This window comes from Brevibacterium picturae (assembly GCF_030453725.1).
GTDB classification, from domain to species: Bacteria; Actinomycetota; Actinomycetes; order Actinomycetales; family Brevibacteriaceae; genus Brevibacterium; species Brevibacterium sandarakinum_A.
The window spans coordinates 1-23,543 of the sequence record NZ_JAKDJU010000018.1 but is presented as its reverse complement, the minus strand read 5'-3'; the positions used below and the strand labels follow the sequence as shown (position 1 = coordinate 23,543).

At 63.5% G+C, this 23,543-nt stretch carries 19 protein-coding genes; 8 read left to right on the top strand and 11 right to left on the bottom strand.

The features are described from left to right. The first annotated feature begins 22 nt into the window (after positions 1-22). Positions 23-1,009 carry a DMT family transporter gene (locus tag L0G76_RS03630; protein ID WP_487246982.1) on the top strand — a complete coding sequence of 329 codons (987 nt, stop codon included), beginning with the start codon at positions 23-25 and terminating at the stop codon, positions 1,007-1,009. Positions 1,010-1,077: 68 nt separating this feature from the next. Here L0G76_RS03630 and L0G76_RS03625 read toward each other — a convergent pair whose 3' ends face one another. Beyond that, on the bottom strand, positions 1,078-2,100 hold the full coding sequence (locus L0G76_RS03625; RefSeq protein WP_304355966.1) for a siderophore-interacting protein: 1,023 nt from the start codon (positions 2,098-2,100) through the stop codon (positions 1,078-1,080). 312 nt (positions 2,101-2,412) lie between these two features. Here L0G76_RS03625 and L0G76_RS03620 point away from each other — a divergent pair, with 312 nt between their 5' ends. The 3 genes from L0G76_RS03620 (at position 2,413) to dsdA (ending at position 5,837) form a co-directional block, all read left to right on the top strand. After that, on the top strand, positions 2,413-3,375 hold the full coding sequence (locus tag L0G76_RS03620) for an ABC transporter substrate-binding protein (protein ID WP_304355965.1): 963 nt from the start codon (positions 2,413-2,415) through the stop codon (positions 3,373-3,375). Positions 3,376-3,760: 385 nt separating this feature from the next. Next, positions 3,761-4,135, top strand: coding sequence for an SMP-30/gluconolactonase/LRE family protein (locus tag L0G76_RS03615; protein ID WP_304355964.1), 375 nt, complete (start codon positions 3,761-3,763; stop codon positions 4,133-4,135). A 337-nt stretch (positions 4,136-4,472) separates the two neighbouring features. After that, positions 4,473-5,837 (top strand): D-serine ammonia-lyase, encoded by a 1,365-nt coding sequence (gene dsdA / locus L0G76_RS03610; RefSeq protein ID WP_304355963.1) that lies wholly within the window; start codon positions 4,473-4,475, stop codon positions 5,835-5,837. Positions 5,838-5,897: 60 nt separating this feature from the next. Here the strand turns inward: dsdA and L0G76_RS03605 are convergent, their stop codons facing one another. After that, complete coding sequence (locus L0G76_RS03605) at positions 5,898-8,564, bottom strand: zinc ribbon domain-containing protein (protein ID WP_304355962.1); 2,667 nt, start codon at positions 8,562-8,564, stop codon at positions 5,898-5,900. A gap of 693 nt (positions 8,565-9,257) precedes the next feature. On the opposite strand from L0G76_RS03605, the gene L0G76_RS03600 reads away from it, so the two are divergent. After that, positions 9,258-10,259, top strand: a complete 1,002-nt coding sequence (locus L0G76_RS03600; RefSeq protein ID WP_304355961.1) for a hypothetical protein — start codon at positions 9,258-9,260, stop codon at positions 10,257-10,259. A 119-nt stretch (positions 10,260-10,378) separates the two neighbouring features. Here L0G76_RS03600 and L0G76_RS03595 read toward each other — a convergent pair whose 3' ends face one another. From L0G76_RS03595 to L0G76_RS03585, 3 genes are all read right to left on the bottom strand, one after another. After that, positions 10,379-11,815 carry an APC family permease gene (locus L0G76_RS03595; RefSeq protein WP_304355960.1) on the bottom strand — a complete coding sequence of 479 codons (1,437 nt, stop codon included), beginning with the start codon at positions 11,813-11,815 and terminating at the stop codon, positions 10,379-10,381. Then, a complete protein-coding gene (locus tag L0G76_RS03590) occupies positions 11,812-12,744 on the bottom strand; it encodes an ornithine cyclodeaminase family protein (RefSeq protein ID WP_304355959.1) in 933 nt (310 codons plus the stop codon). Before L0G76_RS03590 ends, L0G76_RS03595 begins: the two co-directional genes overlap by 4 nt. 188 nt (positions 12,745-12,932) lie before the next feature. Then, on the bottom strand, positions 12,933-13,859 hold the full coding sequence (locus L0G76_RS03585) for a LysR family transcriptional regulator (protein WP_304355958.1): 927 nt from the start codon (positions 13,857-13,859) through the stop codon (positions 12,933-12,935). Positions 13,860-13,974: 115 nt separating this feature from the next. On the opposite strand from L0G76_RS03585, the gene L0G76_RS03580 reads away from it, so the two are divergent. Together L0G76_RS03580 and L0G76_RS03575 are read left to right on the top strand one after the other, a co-directional pair. Next, complete coding sequence (locus L0G76_RS03580) at positions 13,975-15,372, top strand: aromatic ring-hydroxylating oxygenase subunit alpha (protein ID WP_304355957.1); 1,398 nt, start codon at positions 13,975-13,977, stop codon at positions 15,370-15,372. Beyond that, a complete protein-coding gene (locus L0G76_RS03575; protein ID WP_304355956.1) occupies positions 15,372-16,586 on the top strand; it encodes an FAD-binding oxidoreductase in 1,215 nt (404 codons plus the stop codon). The genes L0G76_RS03580 and L0G76_RS03575 overlap by 1 nt, the downstream gene beginning before the upstream one ends. 6 nt (positions 16,587-16,592) lie before the next feature. Here the strand turns inward: L0G76_RS03575 and L0G76_RS03570 are convergent, their stop codons facing one another. After that, the gene (locus tag L0G76_RS03570; protein ID WP_304355955.1) at positions 16,593-17,183 is read right to left on the bottom strand and encodes a TetR/AcrR family transcriptional regulator; all 591 of its coding nucleotides are present in this window, start codon (positions 17,181-17,183) and stop codon (positions 16,593-16,595) included. A 75-nt stretch (positions 17,184-17,258) separates the two neighbouring features. Here L0G76_RS03570 and L0G76_RS03565 point away from each other — a divergent pair, with 75 nt between their 5' ends. Beyond that, entirely contained in the window at positions 17,259-18,272 is a 1,014-nt protein-coding gene (locus L0G76_RS03565; protein ID WP_304355954.1) for a quinone oxidoreductase family protein, read from the top strand. A gap of 11 nt (positions 18,273-18,283) precedes the next feature. On the opposite strand, the gene L0G76_RS03560 is transcribed toward L0G76_RS03565, so the two are convergent. From L0G76_RS03560 to L0G76_RS03540, 5 genes are read right to left on the bottom strand one after another with little or no spacing between them, the layout of a single operon-like run. Further along, positions 18,284-19,831 carry an ABC transporter substrate-binding protein gene (locus L0G76_RS03560; protein ID WP_304355953.1) on the bottom strand — a complete coding sequence of 516 codons (1,548 nt, stop codon included), beginning with the start codon at positions 19,829-19,831 and terminating at the stop codon, positions 18,284-18,286. Beyond that, positions 19,831-20,745 carry an ABC transporter ATP-binding protein gene (locus L0G76_RS03555; protein ID WP_304355952.1) on the bottom strand — a complete coding sequence of 305 codons (915 nt, stop codon included), beginning with the start codon at positions 20,743-20,745 and terminating at the stop codon, positions 19,831-19,833. The genes L0G76_RS03560 and L0G76_RS03555 overlap by 1 nt, the downstream gene beginning before the upstream one ends. Continuing rightward, positions 20,742-21,614 (bottom strand): ABC transporter ATP-binding protein, encoded by an 873-nt coding sequence (locus tag L0G76_RS03550; RefSeq protein WP_304355951.1) that lies wholly within the window; start codon positions 21,612-21,614, stop codon positions 20,742-20,744. Before L0G76_RS03550 ends, L0G76_RS03555 begins: the two co-directional genes overlap by 4 nt. Before the next feature lie 5 nt (positions 21,615-21,619). Then, on the bottom strand, positions 21,620-22,498 hold the full coding sequence (locus L0G76_RS03545) for an ABC transporter permease (protein ID WP_304355950.1): 879 nt from the start codon (positions 22,496-22,498) through the stop codon (positions 21,620-21,622). Positions 22,499-22,500: 2 nt separating this feature from the next. Then, positions 22,501-23,454 carry an ABC transporter permease gene (locus L0G76_RS03540; RefSeq protein ID WP_304355949.1) on the bottom strand — a complete coding sequence of 318 codons (954 nt, stop codon included), beginning with the start codon at positions 23,452-23,454 and terminating at the stop codon, positions 22,501-22,503. Positions 23,455-23,543: the final 89 nt, after the last annotated feature.

The following is a 23,543-nucleotide window of genomic DNA, read 5'->3' as shown; positions in this document are numbered from 1 at the left end:
GGTCGCGACTGCGACGACTTCGTTGACTGCGGCGACTGTATCGACTGCGACTACAGAGAATGCGAGCGGAGCGACGCCGCCCACGGGCTCAGCGTCCTCTCCACGGACCCTGCCGTGGATCGCGGCACTGCTGACCATGGTCTTTTGGGCTTCCTCGTTCGTCGTTATCCGTGATGCAGCCGATCACTACACGCCGGGACCATTGTCACTGCTGCGCATGAGCGCCGCTGTCGTCGTGCTCTCCGCATGGATGCTCTTCCGCCGGCCGAAGTTCCCGACATCGACGAGGACGTGGGTGATCACGCTCATCTGGGGAGTTGCGTGGTTCGCCGTCTACACGGTGATTCTCAACGCTGCGGAGCGGTCGATCGACGCTGGCACTGCGGCAATGATCGTCAATATCGCCCCGCTCATCGTGGCGATATTCGCAGGCCTGGTTCTCGGCGAGGGTCTCCCCTGGAAACTCGTCGTAGGAATCGCGGTGTCCTTGGCAGGGATCGTGCTGATCACGATCGCCAGCTTCTCCGGCGTTCTCACTATTGGCGGCCTGCTCCTGAGCCTTGCGGCCGCAATCCTCTATGCAGCCAGCGTCCTACTTCAGAAGCACTTCCTGTCCCGGGGCGATTCGGTGACGGTCACCTGGGCGGGGATTATGGCAGGAACGATTGCCTGCCTTGTCTTCACCCCTGATCTCATCACCGAGGTGGCCGATGCGCCGATGAACATCACCTTGCAGGTCATCTATCTCGGCGTTGTGCCGACCGCGATCGCCTTCAACCTGTGGGGATACGCGATCCGTTTCCTGCCCGCCGGTGTGCTCAGTTCTTCGAGTCTGCTCGTTCCGGCGATCGTCGTCTTTCTTGCCTGGTTGGTCCTCGGCGAAGTTCCACCGCTGCTGGCTGCACTCGGTGGAACGCTGTGCCTCCTCGGTGCGGCCTTCACAATTGTTCCGCAGATGCTGCGATCGTCTTCGAAGGGTTCGTCGTCGAAGCGAACAGGGCATAGTTGAGCTGTCTCCAAGCGAACCGCCTGGAGGCGTTTGGAGTCGACTGGATCCGAGCGATTTGACGGGATCGATCAGCCCTCGGCTTTGCCCTGACGCCAATAGCCCATGAAGGCGATCTGATGACGATCGACTCCGACCTCCTGGACAAGGTAGCGACGAAGACGTTTGACGGGGCCGGCCTCACCAGCGATCCAGGCATAGAACGGACGGGCATGTTTTTCGGTGCCGCTGGAACTGCCCTGAGCAGCCTGCGTGAGTGCAGCAGGGACGTCCCACAGGATCTCTTCGTCGATGTTGACGTCGTCGAGCACAACCGATGGTGTGCCTGACGCACCCGCACCTGCACTGGAACCCGCGCCCACCTCGGCGAGGACTCGGTTCTCGACACGGACGGCATCACGGACAGCGGGTTCAAGCAGCTGACCATGTTCGGCTCCCTCGCGACACAGCCACTGAACCTCGAACCCTGCGGGGGCATCCAGCTCAAGAACATCCTCGGCGGTCGGGACTTCGAGGATCGCCTTGCCCTGCACTTCGACGCCCTTGAGTGAGTCAAAGATCGAGGCGATGGCCGGCACTGCGGTTTCATCACCAGCGAGGAGGATGGTGTCGGCGTCTGCTGGTGCGAACTCAATTCCGGCAGTGGGCCCCTCGGCGTGACGAGAGGGCCCGATGATATGCAGACTGTGTCCCACTTGAGCTGACTGGGCCCAGGCTGCAGCGGGACCCGAATGGCCTTGCGCATCGGTATGCAGAACCATATCGACGACGAGTTCACAATCCTCCTCGCGCCATTCGCGCACGGTGTAGGTGCGCATTTGTCCGCGAACATTCGGATCGAGCTGCAGCCATGACTGGTACCAGGACAGGCCGGATTCGGGGTCTTGCTCATCGAGGAAGCGGAGGAGGTCGAACTCAGGTTTCGGCGCACCGGCCGAGGGAATGATGAGTTTGAACCGCAGGTCACGCGGGTGGCCGCTGCAGCCGAAGTCTTTGAGACCCTCGCCGCCGAAGGTGATGCGGCGGAAAGTGGGACTGAGATCGACGATGCCGGTGACGGTGGCCTCGAAGGCGGTGATGGGCGCTGGTGACACAGGTGCTCCTTCGTTCCGCGTCGTGACGAGGAACTCGGTACGGGTGCCTGCAGGTAGAGACTCTCTGCAGAAGGGGTGGTGCAACGTTCATGAACGAGTCTACGTCAATTTAGTAAGGATAGCCTGCCCAAATAGTGCTACGGTGTTCTCGGCAGGCGCTGGAGTGCATTGCTCGATGAAGACCAGCAGCGAGTCGAACGAGATTTCAGCCGTGTGCCGGGCAATGTATCCAGAGGTGAGAGGCCCGAACGGCTGAATATCCACCTCTCGCTCGATTCCAACTCACCACAGACGAATACCGGAAGGTTATCCATGCGCCGGCGCCAACTGCTCGCATTATCCGTACTTGCCCCGTTCGCCCTTGCCGCATGCGGCAGCCCCGAGAGCGAAGCTGCAACGACTACCGGGTCGAAGGGCTTCTCCTACAGTCCAGAAGGATATGAGGGAGTCACTATTGAGCTGGACCATCCGGCTGAACGGATCGCCATGGACTTCTACTCCGCCGCCGCCCTCGCCCCGTATGGAATCAAACCGGTGGCAGTCTACGGATTCGGCCAGAATGAGTCCCCTGGGAAGTCGTTTGACCAGACGGGAGTGGAGGTCGTGGGCACCGATATGGAGCTGGACCTCGAAGCCCTCGCCGCAACGAACCCCGACATCATCATCGCCTATGGCAACGACAAGGGCGACGGGTGGACCTGGTGGGAGGACAAGCTCAAAGACCAAGTGGCGAAGCTCGTTCCATTTGTGCCGGTCAAGCTCGACGGAGGGACGCCGGATGACATGTTCGCCCAGTATGCTGCGATCGCCCGTGCGCTCGGAAAGGACACCGAGACCGGGGAGATTGCACAGCAGCGCAAAGAGTTCGATGCCGCGCGACAGAGAATCCGCGACATCGCCGCCGATAAAGACTGGCTGACCGTGCTGCTCGCGAACTTCAGCGCCGAGATCAACTACACAGCCAAGGAGCTGGGAGTCGCGAAGATGCTCACCGATGACGGACTGACCCTCGTCGGACCCGATTCAGGGGCAGACACCAGCTGGGCCGAAGTCTCCTGGGAGAAGGTCAGCGACTACCCGGCAGACGTCATGCTCATCCACGACGCCTCGACTGACTACGAGGACAACCCCATCTTCAAGAGCCTGCTCCCGGTCAAGGACAAGCAACTCGGCACCTGGGACGATAAGCGCGCCTACACCTATGACGGGTACACGCAGTGGCTCGGCGAGCTCGCGGATGTGTTGGAGAGTGCGAAGGACATCTCGAAGGATTGAATGTTCGCGGACTGAACGAACCTCCGGAGTCGTGACTTTGATATACGTGCAGCGAAGCCGGAGAGGTTCGGTTGAAGAAAATTCTCCATTGCGCTTCTCGACTTTTTGATGCCTGCAGGAAGTGCCGCCTTCATTTCAAAGCAGTGATCGCCGCAGTCCTCTGTGAAGCTGCCACCGTGTCGGACTGGCGAAGTCGCCGTGGGAGTGGCGGCGCGAGGCTCCAGAACGACTTCAATTGTCGAGTTCAGGGATTGAACTACGAATAGCGGAGAGATTCAACGGGCGAGACTGAATAGTTGGGTGCTCAGGTGGGCGGATACTGAGCATCACGGCTGAAGGAGACGATCCGCAGACCGTGTTCGAAGGCAAGGTCGACGGTAGGCAGATGCATCCCGACGACCTCACCTTTGACGAGGAGGGCAATCTCTTCGTCACTGATTCCTCGCCGACGACCTACCCGGATGCGAAGTCATCGGGCAGAGTCGTGCGCATCGATGGTGAGAATCATGACGCCACGGTCCTGGCTGACAATCAGCCCAACCCGAACGGAATCTCGTTCAGCCTCGAAGAAGATGCGCTGTGGGTCAGCCAGCTGGACTCTGACCGTATCGACCGACTCACGCTCAACGGGGATCGCACCGCAGTTTCCGTCGGGCATACCGCGATCCACGTCGACGGCGGCGGTGCGCAGACTGATTCCAACGCCGTCGACGCGGAGGGGAACATCTATCAGGCCCTGCGCGGTCGACCGGAGATCTGAGTCCACGGGCCCGACGGGCAGCTTCTGAGCACAATCGGCTTTCCGGCGGGTCACAGGGGGCTCGAGTCAGCAACGAACATCGCAATCAAACCGGGAACGAATGACGCCTATGCGACGGTCAGCGGCCCAGCGGTGGTTATATCTACCGCTTCGAGGCACTCGGCAAGGGGATACGTCAATCCAACGGCGGGTGAGGACAGAGCAGACCGTATCCGGCGGAGCTGCGGCAGCAGACGCGCGCTGATGCCGATGGTGATGGAACGTTGAGCGGAACCGTTTGGGGCAATAGGATCAGAGCTCGGAGACGGCCAGCCCACCACGAATCGAGTCTGCCCACATGACCTCACAATCACCGTCCAATACCGAGTTCGACGCCGATGACCGAGCGATCAGGTCGTTGGCATCGGGTGCGCCGACGACCTGGTTCCGGCCAGATCTGTCCTCCGCCGAGGTGGTACTTCGTGAGATCGGCTCGGAGTCCGTCAGCGAGCCCGGCCCTGTGACCGGAATCGACTCCACGATCATGAGTCGGGCCGCCCAGCGTTTCGAACGGTTCGCGCCGTGGTTCGCTGAAACCTTCCCGGAGACCGCCGCCGATGGGATCATCGAATCCGCGCTCGTCACTGCCGATTATGCGCAGGCGGAGCTCAACGAACGCTTCGGTACCGAGCTGCCCGGCAGGCTGTGGCTCAAACGCGACGACGCTCTTCCGATCAGCGGATCGATCAAAGCGCGTGGAGGTTTCCACGAGGTCCTCGAATACGCCGAGATGGTCGCCGCCGGCCACGGACTGAACCCGAACGATCCCGCCACCTACAGCGCCGAGGAATTTCGCGGGCTCGCCGGAACTCACCGGATCGTCGTCGGTTCCACCGGAAACCTGGGACTGTCGATCGGCATTCTCAGTGCGGCACTCGGCTTCGCCGCCTCGGTGCACATGTCGGCCGATGCTCGAGAGTGGAAGAAGGAGCTCTTGCGCAGTCATGGTGTCGACGTCATCGAGCACTCTGGAGACTTCGTCGAAGCAGTGTCGGCAGGCAGAGCATCCGCCGAAGGTGCACCGCGCACTCACTTCGTCGACGACGAAGACTCACGCAGTCTCTTCGCTGGGTACTCGGTGGCCGCACTTCGCCTCAGAGACCAGTTCGAAGCCGCACAAGTGACAGTCGACGCTGAACACCCTCTCGTCGTGTACTTACCGTGCGGAATCGGCGGCGGACCAGGCGGAGTGACGTACGGACTCAAACGCGTCTTCGGCGACGATGTGCACTGCATCTTCGTGGAGCCGAGCCAAGCACCCGCCATGTTCCTCGGCGTTCGTACCGGTCTGCACAGCGAGATCTGTGTCCAGGACATCGGCCTCAGCGGGGCCACAGCCGCCGACGGCCTGGCCGTGGCACGACCTTCACGTTTCATCGGACCGGTGATCAGCCCTCTGATCTCCGGATTCGCCACGGTCTCCGACGAGGTCATCAAGGCAGGCGTCGGTGTGCTCCACCAGACCGAAGGACTCGATGTCGAGCCTTCGGCGACGGCGGGACTGACCGTTCCCTGGCGAACGATCGGCCACCTCGGCGAGGGGTCGCGCTATGCCGATGCCACTCACTTGGTCTGGGTGACCGGAGGGGCCATGGTACCCAGCGAGGAGCGCGAACACTATGTGGCCGAGGGGCTGAACCTGCTGTCGACGATCCAGCCCTGAGCAGACCAATCCGGCCCTGAGCAGAGCGACTCAGCCCTGACCGGAGTGACCCGGCTCTGATCAGAAGCCGTAGGGGTCACCCTCGATGTTGATCACGACCTTGCCGTCGACGATCTCGGCGGTGCCGTCGACCGAGAACGTCACCGTGTCGTCAAAGGTGTCTGATTCATCGAAGAACGAGTCGTACTTTCCCGTCACAAACGCCTCACCTGTCGTCTCTGTCGAGATCGGCCAGGCGGGGCCTCCGTTGGGTCCGGTGGATTCCTCAGGGTCGAAGGAGCCTTCGCCCGACGGATCGCCCACGCTGGCCGTCGGATACGAGGAGATCGACCATTTGATGTTCGTCGCGTCGTAGCTCTCGGCGCTGTAGGAGCCGAAGGGGCAACCATCGGGCTGAGCGACGGTCTTCTTGGCGCAGCTGTCGATGAGAGTCTTGACCTGCTTGTTCACCTCGGTGCGGAAGGCATCGGTGGGCTGGGCCGCGAGCAGCGCAGGCTCGTACCCTTCCATGTCGCCTTCCTCGGCGAAGAATGCTCGGGCCTCGATCTCGTCTGCAGATACCAGGTCGGTCTCTTCGGAGAGCCCGATTGTGTACATTCCCGGGAACGCGGGAAGGGCGAGGCCGGATTCATTGGTCTCGATATCGATGCCGTTGATCTTGACCTTGCTCAGACCAGGAGTCTCGACGGAGAGGTAGAAGAGCTCGGGCGCCTGCAGCCTCCAGTCGTCGAAGAACAGTGCCTTCTTGCCCGCCTTGTGCAGAGAGAAGTTCGTCGTGCCCTTGCTTCCTCCCACGTCGTAGGTCGCGGTCACTGTCGCCGAGTTCCCGTTGATATCGGCATCTTCGACGGTGACGTCCTTCGGCAGGGCCTTTGCGGCACCAAGGATGTCGTTCGTCAGCAGCTGCCGCTGCTCGGTGGGCACGTCGACATCGGCCATCTTCAACGCCCCCTCGGCATCGCCAGCGGAGAGTTCGGAGAAATACTTCTCAACGGCGGCCTCGGGGCTGAACGTGTTCCCGTTGACCTGCGTGACGACGATGAGTGCCGCGACGATTGCGAGCACCGCGGAGCCGCTGATCACGCCGACCAGAGTGGCCTTCTTCCTGTTGAAGGGTTGGGCAGGTGCGGTTCCGGGAGGTGGGGGCGAGCCGGGCCCGGCATAGGCGCCGTTCGGGGGAGCGGACATCGGATAGGTGACATCTGCAGGTGGGTACGCGCCAGGTTCCGCTGCAGGTGGATACGCGCCAGGTTCCGCGTGCGCTGAGGGCCCTGACCGCGGGACGCTGGGGTAGGCCAAAGCAGCGGCCCCGGCCCCGGCACCAGCGCCGGCAGCTGTCATGCCGGCTCCGGCACCACGGCCAGCGACGGCGTCTGGATGGATGAGGGGATGGCGTGGTTCGCTCATGCCCAGCGCCTGGCCCCAGTGTGGGTGGACGGCCCGTCCAGCGAAGAATTTCGCGACGGCCGGAACGGTCAGGACAAGCCGCGGGCCGAGGGTCCTCGACAGAACCTCGATGACAACGCCCCAGAGTGCGAAGAGGAGGAACGACCAGGCCAGAGGGCCGACACCGGCGCGGGCGGTGCCGAAGTCATTGAACATCGTTGCAGCCGCGGCTGACCCCTCCAGATGGATGCGGAGGGGGACGGCCAACACGGACAGCAGTCCCCAGATAGCGCAGAACGCCAACGGAATCTTCCACGCAGTGGTCCATTGCTGCTTGTCCTCGCCGGCGACTGTCCAATAGGGACGGCGAGTCACGGTGGCGACAAGGGTTGCGACAAGGACGGCGGCCACGACCGCAAGCAGCCCGATCCACAGCTGCCCGGGTGCCTCGCGGCTGAAGATGGTCAGTGACTCCGAGAACCCGCCGGAGTCGTAGCCCATCATGTCTCCCTGAGCCGAGGCGCTGACTCCGCCGAGATGGACAAGCATGGTGAGGATCAGACCCACATTGATGAAGAGCGCTGGAATCGTCTGCCAGGGCATGTCCAAGGACAGCGGAATGATGAAGACTGCGACGATCGACAGGGCAAGGGTGGCCACGATGAGGTGGGTCCACGTCACGAGAATGGGCGGGACGAGCCACCGCAGGAAGGGGGCACCGATGGCCTCGCTGCCCTTGAAGTGCCCGGCGATCCTTGCGCAGATGCTGGTGATGAGGACGGCGAGCAGCGGCAGGAAGAACGAACGGACGGTCACGGCGGAGAACTCGAGATCGATCACCCCGCCGCTTTCTGTGATGGAGAAGCGCGCCGCAAAGATCAGTTCGAGAAGAAGCAGAACGAAAGCCATCGACAGGGTCGTGATCCCGATGCGGATCCAGGTGACGCCGCGATTGGGTGACGGTGATTTGAGCTCGCTGCGCTTCGTGAACCACCACAGCACACCGATGACGATGATGGTGATGAGCAGCGGTGCTCCCGAGGCGAAGAGGCTGCCCGACGCCTGGCCCATGTCTCCGGCCTGCACGTTGAAGCGGAATACAGCCGAACCGAACAGGGACATTGCCAGCAGGACGAAAGGCAGCGCATAGCTGAGTCCGTCGGTGTTGAAACCGGTCTCTTCGGCGAGAGCGGTGAAGTCGCCCATCGAGGTGAGCAGCGCCGAGATGATGATCGAGACAATGATCCCAGCCAGCAGCGCCAGCCCCGGCGGGACCAGGGCGCTGCGCCATGTGGCTCCCCGGCCCAACTCAGGCAGGTACTTCGCCGCCGACGGAGACATCTGAGACCGAGGGTATTGGGGAGGCTGAGGGTATTGGGGAGGCTGAGGATAGGGAACTCCCAGAGGCTGACCGCCGAGGTGGCCGCCGGGCTGGCTGCCCAGGTGCCCACCCGGTTGACTGCCCGAGTGAGAGTAGTACGAGTTCGGGTCGGGATGCTGCTGCCCATAGGGAGCGCCGTACGCAGGATATGGCGAGCCCTGGCTAGAGGCAGGGGAGTCCTGGCTCGGGTGGGGTGATCCCATCCCTGGAGATGGGGATGGAGATGGAGATTGCGTCTGCGGTTCTGAGCCATAGAGGTGGGACTGCTGCTGGTTGGTCCGGCTCCAGCCAGGAGCGAATCGCGCTGTGGAGTCCGGATCGTCGTTGTCCGAGTCAAACCTGGCGGCAGGGGAGGGAACCTCCGAGCCAGACGCCGCAGAAGGGAAGGGCTCGGGCTTCTTCGTGTCGGGTGAATTCTCTGTGCTCTTCGGCTCTTCTGCGGCTCCGTTGTCTTTGGCGTCGTGAGATGAGTCGCTCATGAGTGGTCCTTCATCCGTGTGGGTCTGCTTCGATGCAGGCGAGGGTGTGTATTTGGATATAAGCCAATATGCGACCGCATATTCATTTTGTAGTGGCAATCCTATATTAGGCTTGTGAAACCATGGAAGTTGTCCTAAAGGACTTGTTTCGCAAAGAAGGATCGAGAGTCGCTGATGAGTGAGAATCCACCTCCACCCGGGAGTGGTCGCGACCCTGCGCGGAACGGCAACGGTCAGCAAGGGCACGGGGCGAACCCTCCGCAGCAGCAGCCCAACACAGGGTGGAATCAGCAGTCGGAATCGGGCTGGAACCAACACGCCAATACTGGCTGGGGTCAGCCGGAAGAGCGCGCCAGCAATGGTTGGGGCGAAGGGCCTCCTGCGGCTCCCACCGCGCCCCCGTACCCCAGGCCGAAGCGCCCGCAGAGCGAATCCGCTTCGGCGCAGGCCTCACAGGGCCAGTATCAACAGTATCCACAGCACCAGCAGTATCCTCAGCACCAGCAGGCGCCGGCACAGAACTCCAATGCCCAATATGCGCAAGGGCCTTATGCCGCCGCACCGGCTGGGAAGTCCCGCAGCCGGAGGGGGCTTGTCGCGATGGGCGTGGTTCTCATCGTCGTTGTCGCTCTCGGAATCGGATGGGGCGCAGCTACTCTGTTCGGCAATGACTCCGACGGTGACACGGTCGCCGCACCCGCCTCATCGGAGGCGAAGAGCCCGGGAAGCGAGGCCTCATCAAGCCAAGGTCCCTCAGAGAGTCCCGATGCCTCGGAATCACCAGAGCTGTCGGATGACCCTGCGAAGGCACTAGAGCAACTGATCGAAAGCGACAGGCCCAGCGTCAAGGCCGACCTCAACGGGAAATGGGTGCCGCAGCTGAGTTCGAAGAAGCTGGGTCTTGAGGCCGAAGGGAAGACCTGGAAGGAAAAGGACATCCTCGCCGAACACCAAGAACTGCGGGAGGAGTTCCCTCGCGTGCAGCTGGTGTGGTCTGGTGATTTCAAGAGCTTCAAAGAGGACGACTTCTGGGTCACGGTCGTGGGAATCGGATACGACGACCCAGAGGAGGCGCTGTCCTGGTGCTCATCGCACGGGCTTGGCGCCGACTACTGCTATGCCAAGCAGCTCAACACCTCAGGTGGGACCGATGGCACAACCCGACTCCAAGACTGACCGTGACCCTGACGGACCGTGACCCTGCCCGGTCGTGACACTGACTGACCGTGACTCTGCCCGGTCGAAGCTGGGCCCGGCAGTCAGACCCCGACCAGCAGTCGGGCCCGTCTTCGCAGTCAGACCCGTCTGCGGCTGCGGACCAGATGCACGACAAGTCCGATGGCCAGCCACACCGCACCGATGATCAGGGCCAAGGGGTTCGCACTGACGAGGACGATGGCGAGCAGGACGGCACCGATGATCGGAATCGCCCCATGTGTGAACCAGCTCGGGGTCTCGGAGCCCTGTCGTCTGACGAGGAAGTAGCCGACAACTGAGGCCTGCACGAAGATGAACGCACTCAGAGCGCCGACATTGACGATCGAGGTCAGCTGGTCGAGTCCGTCCGCGCGGGTCGTTGCCCAACCGGCGACGATGACGTTGCCGACGGCCGCGACGAGGATTCCCTTCCACGGAACTCCGGTCCGCGGTGACACCTGGCCGAGGAACTTCGGGACCTGGCCGTTGCGGCCCATGTCCATGAGGATGCGTGAGCCGGCGGCCTGTCCGATCATGGCGGAGAACGCCGCACCGACGGCCTTGGCCAGGGCCAGCAGCCAGTGCACCCAGGTCCCGAGAGTGGCATCGACGGCATCGTAATACGCTGCGCCCTCCAGCTCAGGATTAGCCTGCAGCTCGGCAGGAGACACCGGCGAGAGCAGACTGCCCACCCAGGTCTGGGCGACGAAGAAGACGCCTGCCAGAATGAGGCAGAACAGGGTGGCGCGACCGACGATCTTCGGACCGCCCTTGGCCTCCTCGGCGAAGGTCGCCAGAGAGTCGAAGCCCAGATACGACAGCACGGCCACGGACACAGCGGCGAAGACCGCAGCGATCGAGAACGTACCCACCCCGGTCAGCGGGGATAGCCAGTCGCGGCTGGGTCCGTTGGCCGCGAGGTAGATGATGCCGAGGACGAGAACGAGTCCGAGCACGGCGACCTCGATGAGCACGACGATGGTGATCACCCGCGAGGCGATCTTGACCCCGGCGAGGTTGAGCCCTGTGGTGAGGATGACGGCGACACCGGTGAATAGCCACACGGGAATGCTCGGGAAGATCGAATTCAAGGCGATGCCCGTGAACAGATACGCCACCGAGGGGATGAACAGGTAGTCGAGGAGGATCATCCACCCTGCCGTGAACCCGGCACGAGGACCGATGCCCGCCGAGGCGTAGGCGAAGACCGTTCCGGCCCGCGGGATCTCCCGCGACATCCGCATATAGCTGACGGCTGTGAACGACATGACGATCGTCGCCACAATGTAGACGAGCGCGACCGCTCCGCCCGAGTTGGCATCGAGCGTACCGAAGACTCCGACGGCGGCCGCGGGTCCGATGAAGACGAGCCCGATGAAGATGAGTTCGGTCAGGCCGATGCTGCGGCGGAGTTCGCCTGATTTCCCTTCGGCCCCTGCGGCCCCAGTGGCCCCAGTGGATCCTGCGGCCCCTGTGGCCCCAGTGGATCCTGTGGCGCCCGTGGATCCTCCGGATCCTTCGGCAGATGTGCTCATGCTTTGCCTGCCAGTTCCGTGGCCACGGCCAGGTCCTCCCACGACATGCCTGAGCCTTTGAAGATGACCGTCTGGTCCGCCTCGGCGCTGACCTCGCCATTGCTGAACCGCTTCATCGTCACGAGTTCGTCCGCATCCAGCGCCCCATCGGAGATCGCGAGGACGACGTCCCCGCCCTCCCGCAGAACGTTGCTGAGGTCTTCGACCACGACCATCGCCGAGGTGAAGAGCTCAGCCGGCAGCTCACGGGAGTGGGGATCGTGGGAGCCGCAGGCCATGACCACGGCACCGGGCTTGACGAGATCTGCTGAGAACAGGGGTTCGCTCGCGGTGGTGGCGGTGACGATGATGTCGGCGTCGCGCAGTGCTGTGTCCACCTCGGCGGTCTGTGCTTTGAGCACCCTGCCGCGCTCACGGACATCGGAGGTGACCTGATCGGGAGAGCGGACGACGAAGGTGACATCGGCGAGCTCGACGTCGAGGACATCGGCGATCGTGTCTGCATGCCCCACACCCTGCGGGCCGGCGCCGAAGACCACGACATTGACCGGCTGAGTGAACCTGGTCAGGGCAGGTTCGATCGCAGCGACGGAGACCGCCGGGGTGCGCAGGGTCGTCAGTGCGGCGCCATCGATGACGGTTCGCAGCTCGAGGGTTGCGCTGTCGTACATGAGGTACTGGGCCATGATTCGGGGGAGGCCGCGTTCGGGGTTGCCGACGGAGACGCCGGCGAGTTTGACCCCGACCCAGTCGCCGATCTCCGAGGGCATGAAGATCATGTTCCCGGCGGAGATGTCGGTGATCGTGCGGGGGATGTCGTCGGCGGGATCGAAATCGCTCGCCAGCGCTGCGCGCAGGGCGGCGACCGCCTCGGCGGGGGAGAGCGCGGCGAAGACAGCGTCGGCATCGAGGTTCTTCACTTCGTCCATCGGTGTGCACATCCTTCATGGTTCGGCCTGGGAACTGGCCTCTTGCAATCGACCTTATGCCACGCCTGGGCGGCCTGTGAATGTTCCTCATCATGCGAAAACCTGACCTGTGCGCAGGCGAGCGTGCCCCGTCCGCGGACGGATCCGGTCCGTGCCTTCTGAGAGCCTGACCCGTGCCGAGGTGAGCCTCACACATCACGCTGAGCCACCGAGGCGGCGACCTCGGCCAGGACCTCGAGCGCGGCGGCGATGATCGGCTGACCGGCCGATCCGCTGCGCACCCCGGTGAGGATCTTCCGGGACGGGACCGGATCGCCCTTCAGCGGGACCCGAGCCACATCGTAGCCGTCGGGCAGCCTGGCCAGGCGGGGGATGAGCGCGACTCCCAATCCGGCCGAGACAAGTGCTGCGCCCGTCTCCCACTCCCGTGACTGGTGCGCGTTCTCGGGGAAGAAGCCGGCGGCCGCGCACGCCGTTCGCACGAGTCGGTGGTAGGGCGATCCCGGGCGGTCGAGGATCCAGCTCTCCTCCGCTGCCTCACTCAGCGATACCGACGAGCGAGTCGCCAGACGGTGATCGCTGCGGACGAGGAGGTCGAGGCGATCGCTGACCAGAGCATTCTGTGCGAATCGGACATCGCTCCTGGGCGGCAGCGGATCCGTGGCCACAACGACGGCGATATCGGCCTGTTCGGTGACGAGGAGCTCGAAGCACTCCTCCGGCTCGGCCTCGATGATGGTGACCTGCGAATCCGGGAACAGCTCGCCCACCTTCTCCGCAGTCGGCGGCAGCAGTGTCGCCGCAGCAGTCGAGAAGCCGCACAGTCGCAGTCGCCTCTGTCGCATGGAGCTGCCAGCATCCGCCTCGGCGAGTTCGCCCCTGATCTCTTCCCACCGGGTGAAGAGCTCCTGCGTCCGTTCGAGCAGAAGCTGGCCCACGCGGGTGAGGACGAGTCCCCTGCCGCGCTGTTCGAGGATGCTCAGACCCAGGTCCTTGGACAGGGATCGCAGCTGGTGGGACACGGCCGACGGAGTGTAGCCGAGGCGGTGCGCGGCCTCGGTGAGGGTGCCGACTTCGGCAAGGACTCGAAGCACCTGGAGACGCTGATCGATCATGCAATATTATTGCACGGTCGAATGGAAAAAGATTCGCTTTTCTTCGCAGGTTTTCCGTCGGACACTGGCCTTAGGCAACAACAGCAACAGCAATCGCAGCGAGGCGGTGACACCGATGACTTTGGCATCCGAAGTCGATCCACGAACCAATCAGGTCGATCCCGGTACAGGCACTGAAGGCACCATGACCGGTACCGGCGGCATCAATGCCGGCTCCGTCGACCCGGATCGGCTCATCGACGAACGCCGCCCCGGCTACTGTCTCGACGCGCCCTTCTATCTCTCCGAGGAGTTCTTTCGCCGCGACATCGATGCGGTGTTCGCCTCCACCTGGATCTTCGCGGCGGCCGCCGCCGAGGTGCCCGAGCCCGGCGACTTCGTCACCATCGACATCGGCGACTACTCGGTCATCATCATCCGCGATGACGATGAGGAGATCCGCGCCCACCACAACGTCTGCCGCCACCGCGGCGCTCGCCTCCTGTCCGAGGCCAACGGGTCCGTGGGCAACATCGTCTGCAGCTACCATCAGTGGACCTATTCGCCCGAGGGCGACCTCATGTCCGCAGGCGTCCAAGCCCCCGGCTTCGACCGGACCTGCTTCTCCCTGCGCTCGGTCAACGTCCGCGTCGTCGCCGGTCTCGTCTTCATCTGCCTGGCACCCAATCCGCCGGAGGACTTCGCCGAGGTGGCCGAGCGGATCTCGCCCTACCTCGAACCGCACGGCCTGGACAGAACCAAGGTCGCGGCCCAGGTCGACCTCATCGAGCACGCCAATTGGAAGCTCGTCATGGAGAACAACCGTGAGTGCTACCACTGCGAGGCCGGGCACCCGGAGCTGACCTGCACCTTCTTCCCGACCTACGGATACGCGCCCGAGGAGATCCCCAAGCGGCTCAAGCCCGCCTACCAGCGCTACCTCGATGCCGAACAGCGACTGCGGACCAACAGCGAACGCAACAATCTGCCCACGCAGCTCATCGCCGAACTCAGCGGCCGTCCCACCGGATTCCGGATCGAACGCGCCGCCCTCGACGGTAAAGGGGAGTCGTACACGATGGACGGTGCGGCCGCCTCGGCGAAGCTCCTCGGCGAACTCGACACCGCGGAGCTGGGGCGACTGTCGATGCACACCCAGCCCAATGCCTGGTTCCACTTCATGGGCGACCACGCGGTCACCTTCTCCCTCGTCCCGCTGGGGCCAGACAAGACACTGGTGCGCTCGACCTGGCTGGTCCACGAGGACGCGGTCGAAGGCGTCGACTACGACGTCGAGAACCTCACGACCGTATGGGTGAAGACGAACGAGCAGGACGCAGCGCTGTGCGCGAGGGCCCACCGCGGGATCTCCTCGCCGGCATATCTGCCGGGGCCCTATGCGCCCACGGAGGCCGACCTCGAGGAGTTCTGCACGTGGTACATCGAACGGCTGCAGGCCCACAGGGTTCAGGGCAGCCGGCAAGACGTGCCGCAGACCGAACGACGTAGAGCTGATCAGGGAGGACAGAGCTGATGACGATCTATCAGGACACGGCGGACGCCTACCTCGGCGTCGGAGCCACTGGAACGGCCGGTGACGTCGGGACCGGTTTCGGTGCTGGTGCGGCAGGGATCGACGAGGACCTGACCGGCATGGTCGAATGCGTGTCCATCACCCAGGTCACGCACAACGTCAAGAGCTTCGAACTCTTCGCCCCCTGGATGTCCAGGATCGACTTCGAGCCCGGGCAGTACGTGACGGTGCGCATCCCCGAACTCGGGCTCGAGCGCTGCTACTCGATCGCCTCGGTGCCGTTCGGATCGAACACCTTCACGCTGACCGTCAAGCGGGTGGACGGCGGAGCGGTCTCGACCCACCTGCACGATGTGCTCGGCGTCGGCGACCGAATCCACGTCGATGGCCCCTACGGCCTGTTCAGCACCAGCTTCCACCCAGCCGCGAAGCACCTGTTCGTCTGCGGCGGTTCGGGCATCTCCCCGATCATGTCGATGGTCCGGCCCCTGCTGGCCCGTCCTTCGGGAACCCCGACCGATATCGTGCTCATCCACAACGCGGCGACCCCCGACGACATCATCTTCCGGCCCGAACTCGAGCAGCTGGCGGAGGTTCCCGGCGTGAGCGTCGTGACGATGTGCTCCCGCGATTCGACCGCCGAGGTGTGGGCCGGCCGTCGTGGTCGCATCACCCGCGAGACTCTCGCCGAGGTGGTCCCGGAGCTGCGTGATCGTGAGATCTTCGTCTGCGGTCCCGGTGACTACATGGCCACAGTGCGGCTCATACTCGACGAGCTCGGTGTGCTGGGTTCTCGGGTGCACGAGGAGTCCTTCGTCTTCGCAAAATCCCCGGCTGAGCGGCTGGCCAAGCGGGCCCAGTTCGCGGAAGCCGAGGCGTCGACCGAAACAGCCCCGAGGCGGGCAGCGGAGGCTGTTGGTCCACCGTCTGTGTGCGGCTCTTCTCCCCTGAGGAAATTCGGCATCGACTTCACGAGCAGCGGCAAGCACGTCGAATGCGATCCTGAGACCACGGTTTTAGACGCAGCAGTCGAGGCCGGTATGGTCTTCTCGTCTTCATGCGAAGAGGGGATGTGTGGAACCTGCAAATCAGTGCTGGTCAGCGGCGAGGTCGAGATGAACCACGCAGGAGGGATCCGCCCCAAGGAGATCGCGGCCGGGAAGTTTCTGCCCTGCTGTTCGACGCCTTTGAGTGACCTCGTTGTGGAGCGGTGACTGAACTCAGCCGACTGCGATGCTGACGACGATCTTCTGCACTCGGGCGATGAGCTCGTCGAGTTCGTGATCCTCAATGCGGATCCACTGCTCCAGCTGAGCGGCCGAGAGGACGGACATGACCGCCTCGGCGTGCAGTCGTGCATCCTCGGCGTGGTCTTGTCTGCGCACCTCGGCGACGAGGATTTCGACGTGTCGGCGCCAGAATGGGTAGCCCACTCGGTCGAAACGTCCGCGGGGGCTTGATGCCTCGGTGAGGAGTACGAGGTCGAGGTTGCCCGAGATGTGTCTCATGTATGCCTCGGTGAAGGCGGCCAGGCGCTCGTCGCCGGGTGCGCCCGGCCCCAGCGGAGGTGGTCCCTGCAGCATTCGCGCAGGCATATCGCGGACCCGGTCGTCGAGCAGCGCCGAGGCGATTCCCGCTTTGTCGGTGAAGTTCCGGTACAGGGTGCCCTTGCCGACCTGAGCCCGCTTGGCCAGCTCGTCCATGGTCAGTCCAGCGACGCCCTCATCAGCCAGGAGCCGGGCCGCGGCATCGAGGATCCGCCGTCGATTGCGTTGGGCATCGGCGCGCAGCGGTGGCTCTGGTGCCGCCATGGGAAGAAGGGCTCTTCCAAAAGCGGACTGCGTTCCGGTATGCTCGCTCATATACGGACTATAGTCCGGATATGTATGCGGACGAAAGCTCCGCGACCAAGTATCGACATCGACTTCAAGGAGGCGGCGATGACATTCGTCAAGGTTGAGCAGCACGGCGGTCCAGAGGCATATGTGCAGGTGGACAACGAGGAACTGGTGCCCGCCGAGGGCCAGATCCTCGTCGAACTGAGTGTCTCCGGGGTCAACTTCCTCGACGTCGTCCAGCGTCGTAAGGCGCTGCCTACGCCCTTCCGCGCCGGAGTCGAGGGAGTCGGCCGGGTCGTGTCCACCGGTGACGGTGTCACGGACTTCGAGGTCGGAACGCGCGTGGGCTGGATGGCCGGTGGGCAGGGAAGCTTCTCGCAGTTCGCTCTCGTCCAGGCGGCCAAAGCGGTTCCGATCCCCGATGACATCGACGATGAGACCGGTGTGGCCGCTCTCATGCAGGGCATCACGGCGCACTACCTGACGACGGACACACACGCGGTGACCTCGGGCGACGTCGTCGTGGTCCACGCCGCGGCAGGCGGGCTCGGACAGCTGCTCACTCAGGTCGCAGTGCTCAAGGGTGCGACGGTGATCGGCACGACCTCGTCGGAGGAGAAGGCCGAGATCGCCCGAGCGAACGGAGCGAGCCATGTCTTCGGCTACGAGGACTTCGCCGATAAGACCCTGGAGGTCACCGACGGCATCGGCGCCACGGTCATCTATGACGGCGTCGGCAAGACCACCTTCGACGATGATCTCACGGCTGTGCGGACCCGAGGCACCATCGTCGTCGTCGGCAACGCCAGCGGCCCGGTCGATCCGGTCGACGTCAACACGCTCAACACCTCGGGCTCGCTCTTCCTCACCCGCCCCACCGTCGCCGACCACGTCCGCACAGCAGCGGAGATCCGCAGCAGAACCGATGAGATCTTCGCCTGGATCAGGAACGGTGACCTGACCATGAACGTCGGTGCGCGTTATCCCATCGCCGAGGTGACAGATGCCTTCGCGGCACTCGAATCCCGTGCGACGACCGGAAAGGTCGTCCTCGAGCACTGAGCCCTTCTGCGCTAGTTCGTGAGCTTGGCTTCCCGTAGTCCGTACGTACCCAGCACATAGGGTTTGAAATCGACCACGTCGCTGCTGATTCCGTACAGCGCCTTCTGGTAGGCGACCGGGATGATCGGGGCGTCGTCGGCGACCTTCTGTTGGATCTTCGCGTAGAGCTCGTTCTGCTTGTTCGGATCGGGTTCGGCCAGAGCCTGTGACGCCCATTTCTTGACGTCGGGATCGCCGTAACCGGAGCGGATGCCGGAGTCGTCGGTGACCGCGAGGAAGTTGATCATCTGCGAGGTGTCGGAGACGTCGGAGGTGGCGTAGCCGACCTGCACTTCGAAATCGCCCTTGGTGCGGTTGGTCACCAGCGTCGCATCGTCGAGTTTCTGCACATTCACCGTGATCCCAAGGTCCTGCCAGGACTGCTGGGCGATCTGTGCCAGCAGCTCGCGGTCGGCCACGCCGGAAGGGATCTGGATGGTGATCTCCAGTCCGTCTGCGTGGTCGGATTCGGCCATGAGCTTTTTGGCCTTGTCCATGTTGTACTCGCCGCCGGTGATGTCGTCGGCGTGACCGGTCAGGCCGGGGGAGATGAAGGAACTCGCCGGATCCGCGTAGCCGGCATAGACGACGTCGACGACGGATTTGCGGTCGACCGCATAGGACATTGCTCGGCGAACCTTCGGGTCGTCGAGACCCTTGACGGTGTTGTTGAGGTTGAAGTAGAGGATCTTCGTCGATTCGAAGGCGGTGGCCGACACATCCTGTGACCGGTCCATTGTGCTCATGCTCAGGGGAGCAGGCTCCTCATCGATGTGAGCCTGGCCGCCCTGGAGCTGCAGTCTGCGGGTGTTGTCCTCGGAGACCACGTTGAAGCTCACCGAGTGCAGATTCGGTACGCCCTCCTGCCAGTAGTCGTCATTGCGGACGAGTTTGAGGCTCTGCCCCTTGGTCCAGGAGTCGAACTTGAAGGGTCCCGTGCCGTCTGCGTGCGTTGCCATGTATTCGGCATCGTGACCGCCGAAGTCCTCCGGGTAGATCGCGGCGGCGAACAGCGCCATGTAACTGGGCAGCGGTCCCCACGGTTTGGACAGCTCAATCTTGACCGTGGAGTCATCGACCTTCTTGACGTCGTCGATGAGCGTGAATTCGCCGGCCCAGAGATTGGCGTCGTCGCTTTCGTCTCTCGCGTAGTTGAGCGAGAAGACGACGTCATCGGCCGTGAGCTCCTTGCCGCTGTGGAACTTCACGTTCTCACGCAGATCGAACGTCCACGAGAGCTTGTCCTTCGACTCCTTCCAGTCCGTCGCGAGACCCGGAACGACTCCGGTCCCATCGGGTTTGTTCAGCGTCAGCGTCTCGTACACCTGCTGCAGGGTCCAGATATCGGCATTCAGAGTCGTGGTCGGCGGCAGCAGGGTGGTGGAGTCGGCGCCGCGAGCGAATATGAGGTCGCCGCCGTTGGCCGGTGGTGCCTCCTCGTTGCCCGATCCGCAGCCGGTGAGGATCAGCAGCGATGTGGCGATGACGGCGAGGAGTCTCGACGTGCGCTTGCCGAACATCAACGGCCCCCTTCGCTCGCCGAGGTGGTTCGCCGTTCCGGAGTCCGATCGAGGAAGGCACTGTCGAACCGGGGGATGGCTTGGAGCAGGGTCTTCGTGTAGTCCTCACGAGGGTTGTGGAAGATCTCAGCCGTCGATCTGCTCTCGACGAGGACTCCGTTGTGGATGACGCAGACCCGTTCGCACAGACTCTTCACCACGGCCAGGTCATGGGAGATGAAGAGGATCGACAGCCCCAGCTGTTCCCGCAGTCGGGCGAAGAGGTCGATGATCTCAGACTGCACACTGACGTCGAGAGCGGAGACAGCCTCGTCGGCCACGATCACCTGGGGCTGGACTGCGAGAGCTCGGGCGATGGCCACGCGCTGGCGTTGACCGCCGGACATGGCTGTGGGGGTGCGATCGAGGAATTCGACGGGCAGGCGCACCATGTCCATGAGTTCGGCGCAGCGGCGCTTCAGCCCGGCACCAGAGGCGAGTTTATGATGTCGGATCACCTCGTTGAGCGTGTTCCGAACGGTGTACCGGGGGTCGAGGGAGGCGAATGGGTCCTGGAAGACCATTTGGACCACTCGCCACTGCTTCGCGCTGCGCTTCGGCTCGAGCTCCTCTTCGTCGAAGGAGACCCGGCCCGTGTAGTCGCGCTGCAGCCCGCAGATGACGCGGGAGACCGTGGATTTGCCGGATCCCGATTCCCCGACGAGGCCGACGATCTCACCCGGGGCGACGTTGATGCTTACGTCATCGACGGCGGTGAAGGCCTTCTCGCCGCGGCCGAAGGTCACGGTGATGTTCTCGGCTCTGAGCCCGGAGCCCGAAGGTGAGACCGGCCCGGAACCCGATGGCGAGACCGGCCGGGAACCTGTGCCTCGGCGGGAGGCGTCATCGCCCTGTGCCAGCAGTCGTGTGGTCATGTTGCCCCCTCTATCTGGACTCCATCGTCGATCCGGGGAGTCGCCGACAGGAGCTTGCGCGTGTAGTCCTCCTGCGGGTCGTCGAAGACGCTCTGCAGATTACCGCGTTCGATGATCGCTCCGCTCTTCATCACGCTGATGCTCGTGCACAGTTGGGCGACGACGGCGAGATCGTGGGTGACGTAGAGCAGACCCAACCCCTGCTCCTGCTGCATTGTGCGGAACAGGTCGAGCACCTGAGCCTGGATCGTCACGTCCAGTGCGGTCGTGGGTTCGTCGCAGAGGAGGACTTCGGGTTCCTGCGCGAGTGCGGCCGCGATCATCACACGCTGTCGCATTCCTCCGGAGAGCTGGAACGGGTAGTCGGAGACCCGGCGTTCGGGGTTCGCGATGCCGACCCGGTCCATGAGCTCGATCGCGAGCTCGTGTGCGCCGCGCTTGGACAGGCCCTTGTGCTCGGCGATGGCGTCGGTGATCTGCCGACCCACCTTCATCACGGGGTTGAGTGCGATCGCCGGTTCCTGGAACACCATGGAGATCCCGGTGCCGCGCACCTTCTGGTCATAGCGTCGGCCGGTGCCCGAAGTGAGGATGTTCTTCCCGCGGAAACGAACCTCGCCCTCGACGACTGTGGCCGCAGGCGGCAACAGCCCGAGAATGGTGCGCAGGGTCATCGACTTCCCGGACCCCGATTCGCCGACGAGGCCCATCGGCTCGCCCGGCTCCAAGGTGATTGAGACATTGTCGAGGATCCGATGCTTGCCGACCTCGCCGTCGATGTCGACGGTGAGCGAGTCGACCTCGAGCAGGGGCTGGGTCGCTGTGGGTTCGGTCTTCGTGGGCAGGGACGTCACAGGTTCAGGGCTCAATCGACTCACCTCTTCGGCTTCAGGATGTTGGTCAGGCCGTCACCGATGAGCGCCAGAGCCAGGGAGACGAGAACGACGGCGAACCCCGGCCACAGGATGAGTCCGTAGTTGCCGGTGCCCATGTACTGTTGGCCGTCATTCATCATCTGGCCCCAGTCGGCGGTCGGCGGCACGATGCCCATGCCGAAGAAGCTGAGGGTGACGACGACGCCGATGTTGAGGACGATGTCGGACATGCCGTAGATGATTCCCTGGCTGACGGTGTTCGGGATGACGTGTCGGGCGAGGATGCGCGGTGTCGAGAGTCCGCTGGCCCGGCAGGCGGCGATGAACTCCTCTTCCCGCAGCACGAGGACCTCACCGCGGACGATGCGGGCATAGGCGACCCAGGACACGAGGCTGATCGCGACGAAGATGCTGGCCAGGCCGTTGCCCATGACGAACACGAGCACGATGACGAGGACGTAGAAGGGAAAGGCAGAGACGATATCGGCCAGCCGCATGATGGCGACATCGACCCATTTGCCGAAATATCCCGCCAGCGATCCCAGAATCGTGCCGAGGATGAATGGCACGATGACGGCGATGACGGCGACCATGAGGTCGACGCGCCCGCCGTTGAGGAAGCGGGAGAGGATGTCGCGACCCAGCTGATCTGTGCCCATGGGGTGGGCGAGCGAGGACGGGCCGAAGGCGTTGAGCAGATCCTGCCGATTCGGGTCGGCCGTGACGAACAGGGGGCCGATCGCCAGGATCGCAATGATGATCCCCATGATGGTCAAGCCGGTCCACAGCTGCAGATTGTGACGTCGCAGGAAGGCGGGCAGCGGCATTGTGAATCGGGCCTGTGGCGTGGTCTGGGAAGCGAGTGGTTCGGCGGACATGCTCAGCCTCCCAGCCGGACGCGCGGATCGACGATGCTGTAGACGATGTCGGTGAGCAGGTAGACGAGGACGACGAGGATGCCGAAGACGACGGTCAGCGCCTGCACGACGTTGTAGTCACGGGCGAGCACCGACTGCATGAGAAGGGATCCGGCGCCCGGGATCGCGAACACGTTCTCGACGATCAACGCACCGCCGACGAGGTGGCCGACCTGGATGCCGAGGATCGAGATCCCCGTGATTCCGGCATTGCGGAACGCATAGTTGATCACGGTCTTCGAGCGACTCAGTCCCTTCGACATGGCGAAGCTCGTGTACTCGGCCGACAGGGAATCGTTGAGCGCCGCGGTCAGGCTGCGGATGAGGACGGGACAGATCGTCAGCGCCACCGCGATCCCAGGCAGCACCAGAGAATAGAGATGCTCGCCGAGGTTGCGCCCGTATCCGCCGACCGGGAACAGTCCCGTATTGACTCCGAGAACCAGGATCAGCAGGGTGCCGACGAAGAACGCCGGCATCCCCTGGACCGTGGCAGTGAAGAGCCGGGACACGAGCGCCGAGGTCGAGCTCTTGGTCGCCGACACCCACAGGGAGATCGGCACGGAGATGACGATGGCGAAGATGACCGAGACGAGCATGAGCATGAGAGTCGCGGGCATGCGCAGTTTGAGCAGCTCGAGCACGGATGTTTGGAAGATGAACGAGGGACCGAAGTCGCCGATGACCAGACCGCCGAGGAACTGGAAGTACTGAATGAGGAACGGTTGGTCCAGTCCCCAGGCGTGCCGCAGCTGGGCAACGGTCTCGGGGGTGGCCTTGTCGCCGAGGTAGGCCGCAGCGGGGTCGCCGGGCGCGAGCTGCATGAGCACGAACGAGAGCGTGGCAACGCCGAGAACGATGGGGACCATGAGCAGGATTCGTCTGGCGATGTACTTGCCCACGGTCACTCTCTCCATCGATGTGTAAAGGTATGCTCAATCTACCTTTATGTGACTCAGCTAACAACGCTCTGCCGAAAAAAAGTCTAACGGCAGACGGGCTTGTC

What these genes read in the sequence shown, in the direction of transcription:
- L0G76_RS03615 (WP_304355964.1), top strand. Translation starts at nt 3,761, where the DNA reads ATGCATCCCGACGACCTCACCTTTGACGAGGAGGGCAATCTCTTCGTC.
- L0G76_RS03540 (WP_304355949.1), bottom strand. Translation starts at nt 23,454, where the DNA reads ATGGAGAGAGTGACCGTGGGCAAGTACATCGCCAGACGAATCCTGCTC.
- dsdA (WP_304355963.1), top strand. Translation starts at nt 4,473, where the DNA reads ATGACCTCACAATCACCGTCCAATACCGAGTTCGACGCCGATGACCGA.
- L0G76_RS03585 (WP_304355958.1), bottom strand. Translation starts at nt 13,859, where the DNA reads ATGATCGATCAGCGTCTCCAGGTGCTTCGAGTCCTTGCCGAAGTCGGC.
- L0G76_RS03600 (WP_304355961.1), top strand. Translation starts at nt 9,258, where the DNA reads ATGAGTGAGAATCCACCTCCACCCGGGAGTGGTCGCGACCCTGCGCGG.
- L0G76_RS03595 (WP_304355960.1), bottom strand. Translation starts at nt 11,815, where the DNA reads ATGAGCACATCTGCCGAAGGATCCGGAGGATCCACGGGCGCCACAGGA.
- L0G76_RS03565 (WP_304355954.1), top strand. Translation starts at nt 17,259, where the DNA reads ATGCGGACGAAAGCTCCGCGACCAAGTATCGACATCGACTTCAAGGAG.
- L0G76_RS03545 (WP_304355950.1), bottom strand. Translation starts at nt 22,498, where the DNA reads ATGTCCGCCGAACCACTCGCTTCCCAGACCACGCCACAGGCCCGATTC.
- L0G76_RS03620 (WP_304355965.1), top strand. Translation starts at nt 2,413, where the DNA reads ATGCGCCGGCGCCAACTGCTCGCATTATCCGTACTTGCCCCGTTCGCC.
- L0G76_RS03590 (WP_304355959.1), bottom strand. Translation starts at nt 12,744, where the DNA reads ATGGACGAAGTGAAGAACCTCGATGCCGACGCTGTCTTCGCCGCGCTC.
- L0G76_RS03560 (WP_304355953.1), bottom strand. Translation starts at nt 19,831, where the DNA reads ATGTTCGGCAAGCGCACGTCGAGACTCCTCGCCGTCATCGCCACATCG.
- L0G76_RS03605 (WP_304355962.1), bottom strand. Translation starts at nt 8,564, where the DNA reads ATGTCTCCGTCGGCGGCGAAGTACCTGCCTGAGTTGGGCCGGGGAGCC.
- L0G76_RS03575 (WP_304355956.1), top strand. Translation starts at nt 15,372, where the DNA reads ATGACGATCTATCAGGACACGGCGGACGCCTACCTCGGCGTCGGAGCC.
- L0G76_RS03555 (WP_304355952.1), bottom strand. Translation starts at nt 20,745, where the DNA reads ATGACCACACGACTGCTGGCACAGGGCGATGACGCCTCCCGCCGAGGC.
- L0G76_RS03570 (WP_304355955.1), bottom strand. Translation starts at nt 17,183, where the DNA reads ATGGCGGCACCAGAGCCACCGCTGCGCGCCGATGCCCAACGCAATCGA.
- L0G76_RS03580 (WP_304355957.1), top strand. Translation starts at nt 13,975, where the DNA reads ATGACTTTGGCATCCGAAGTCGATCCACGAACCAATCAGGTCGATCCC.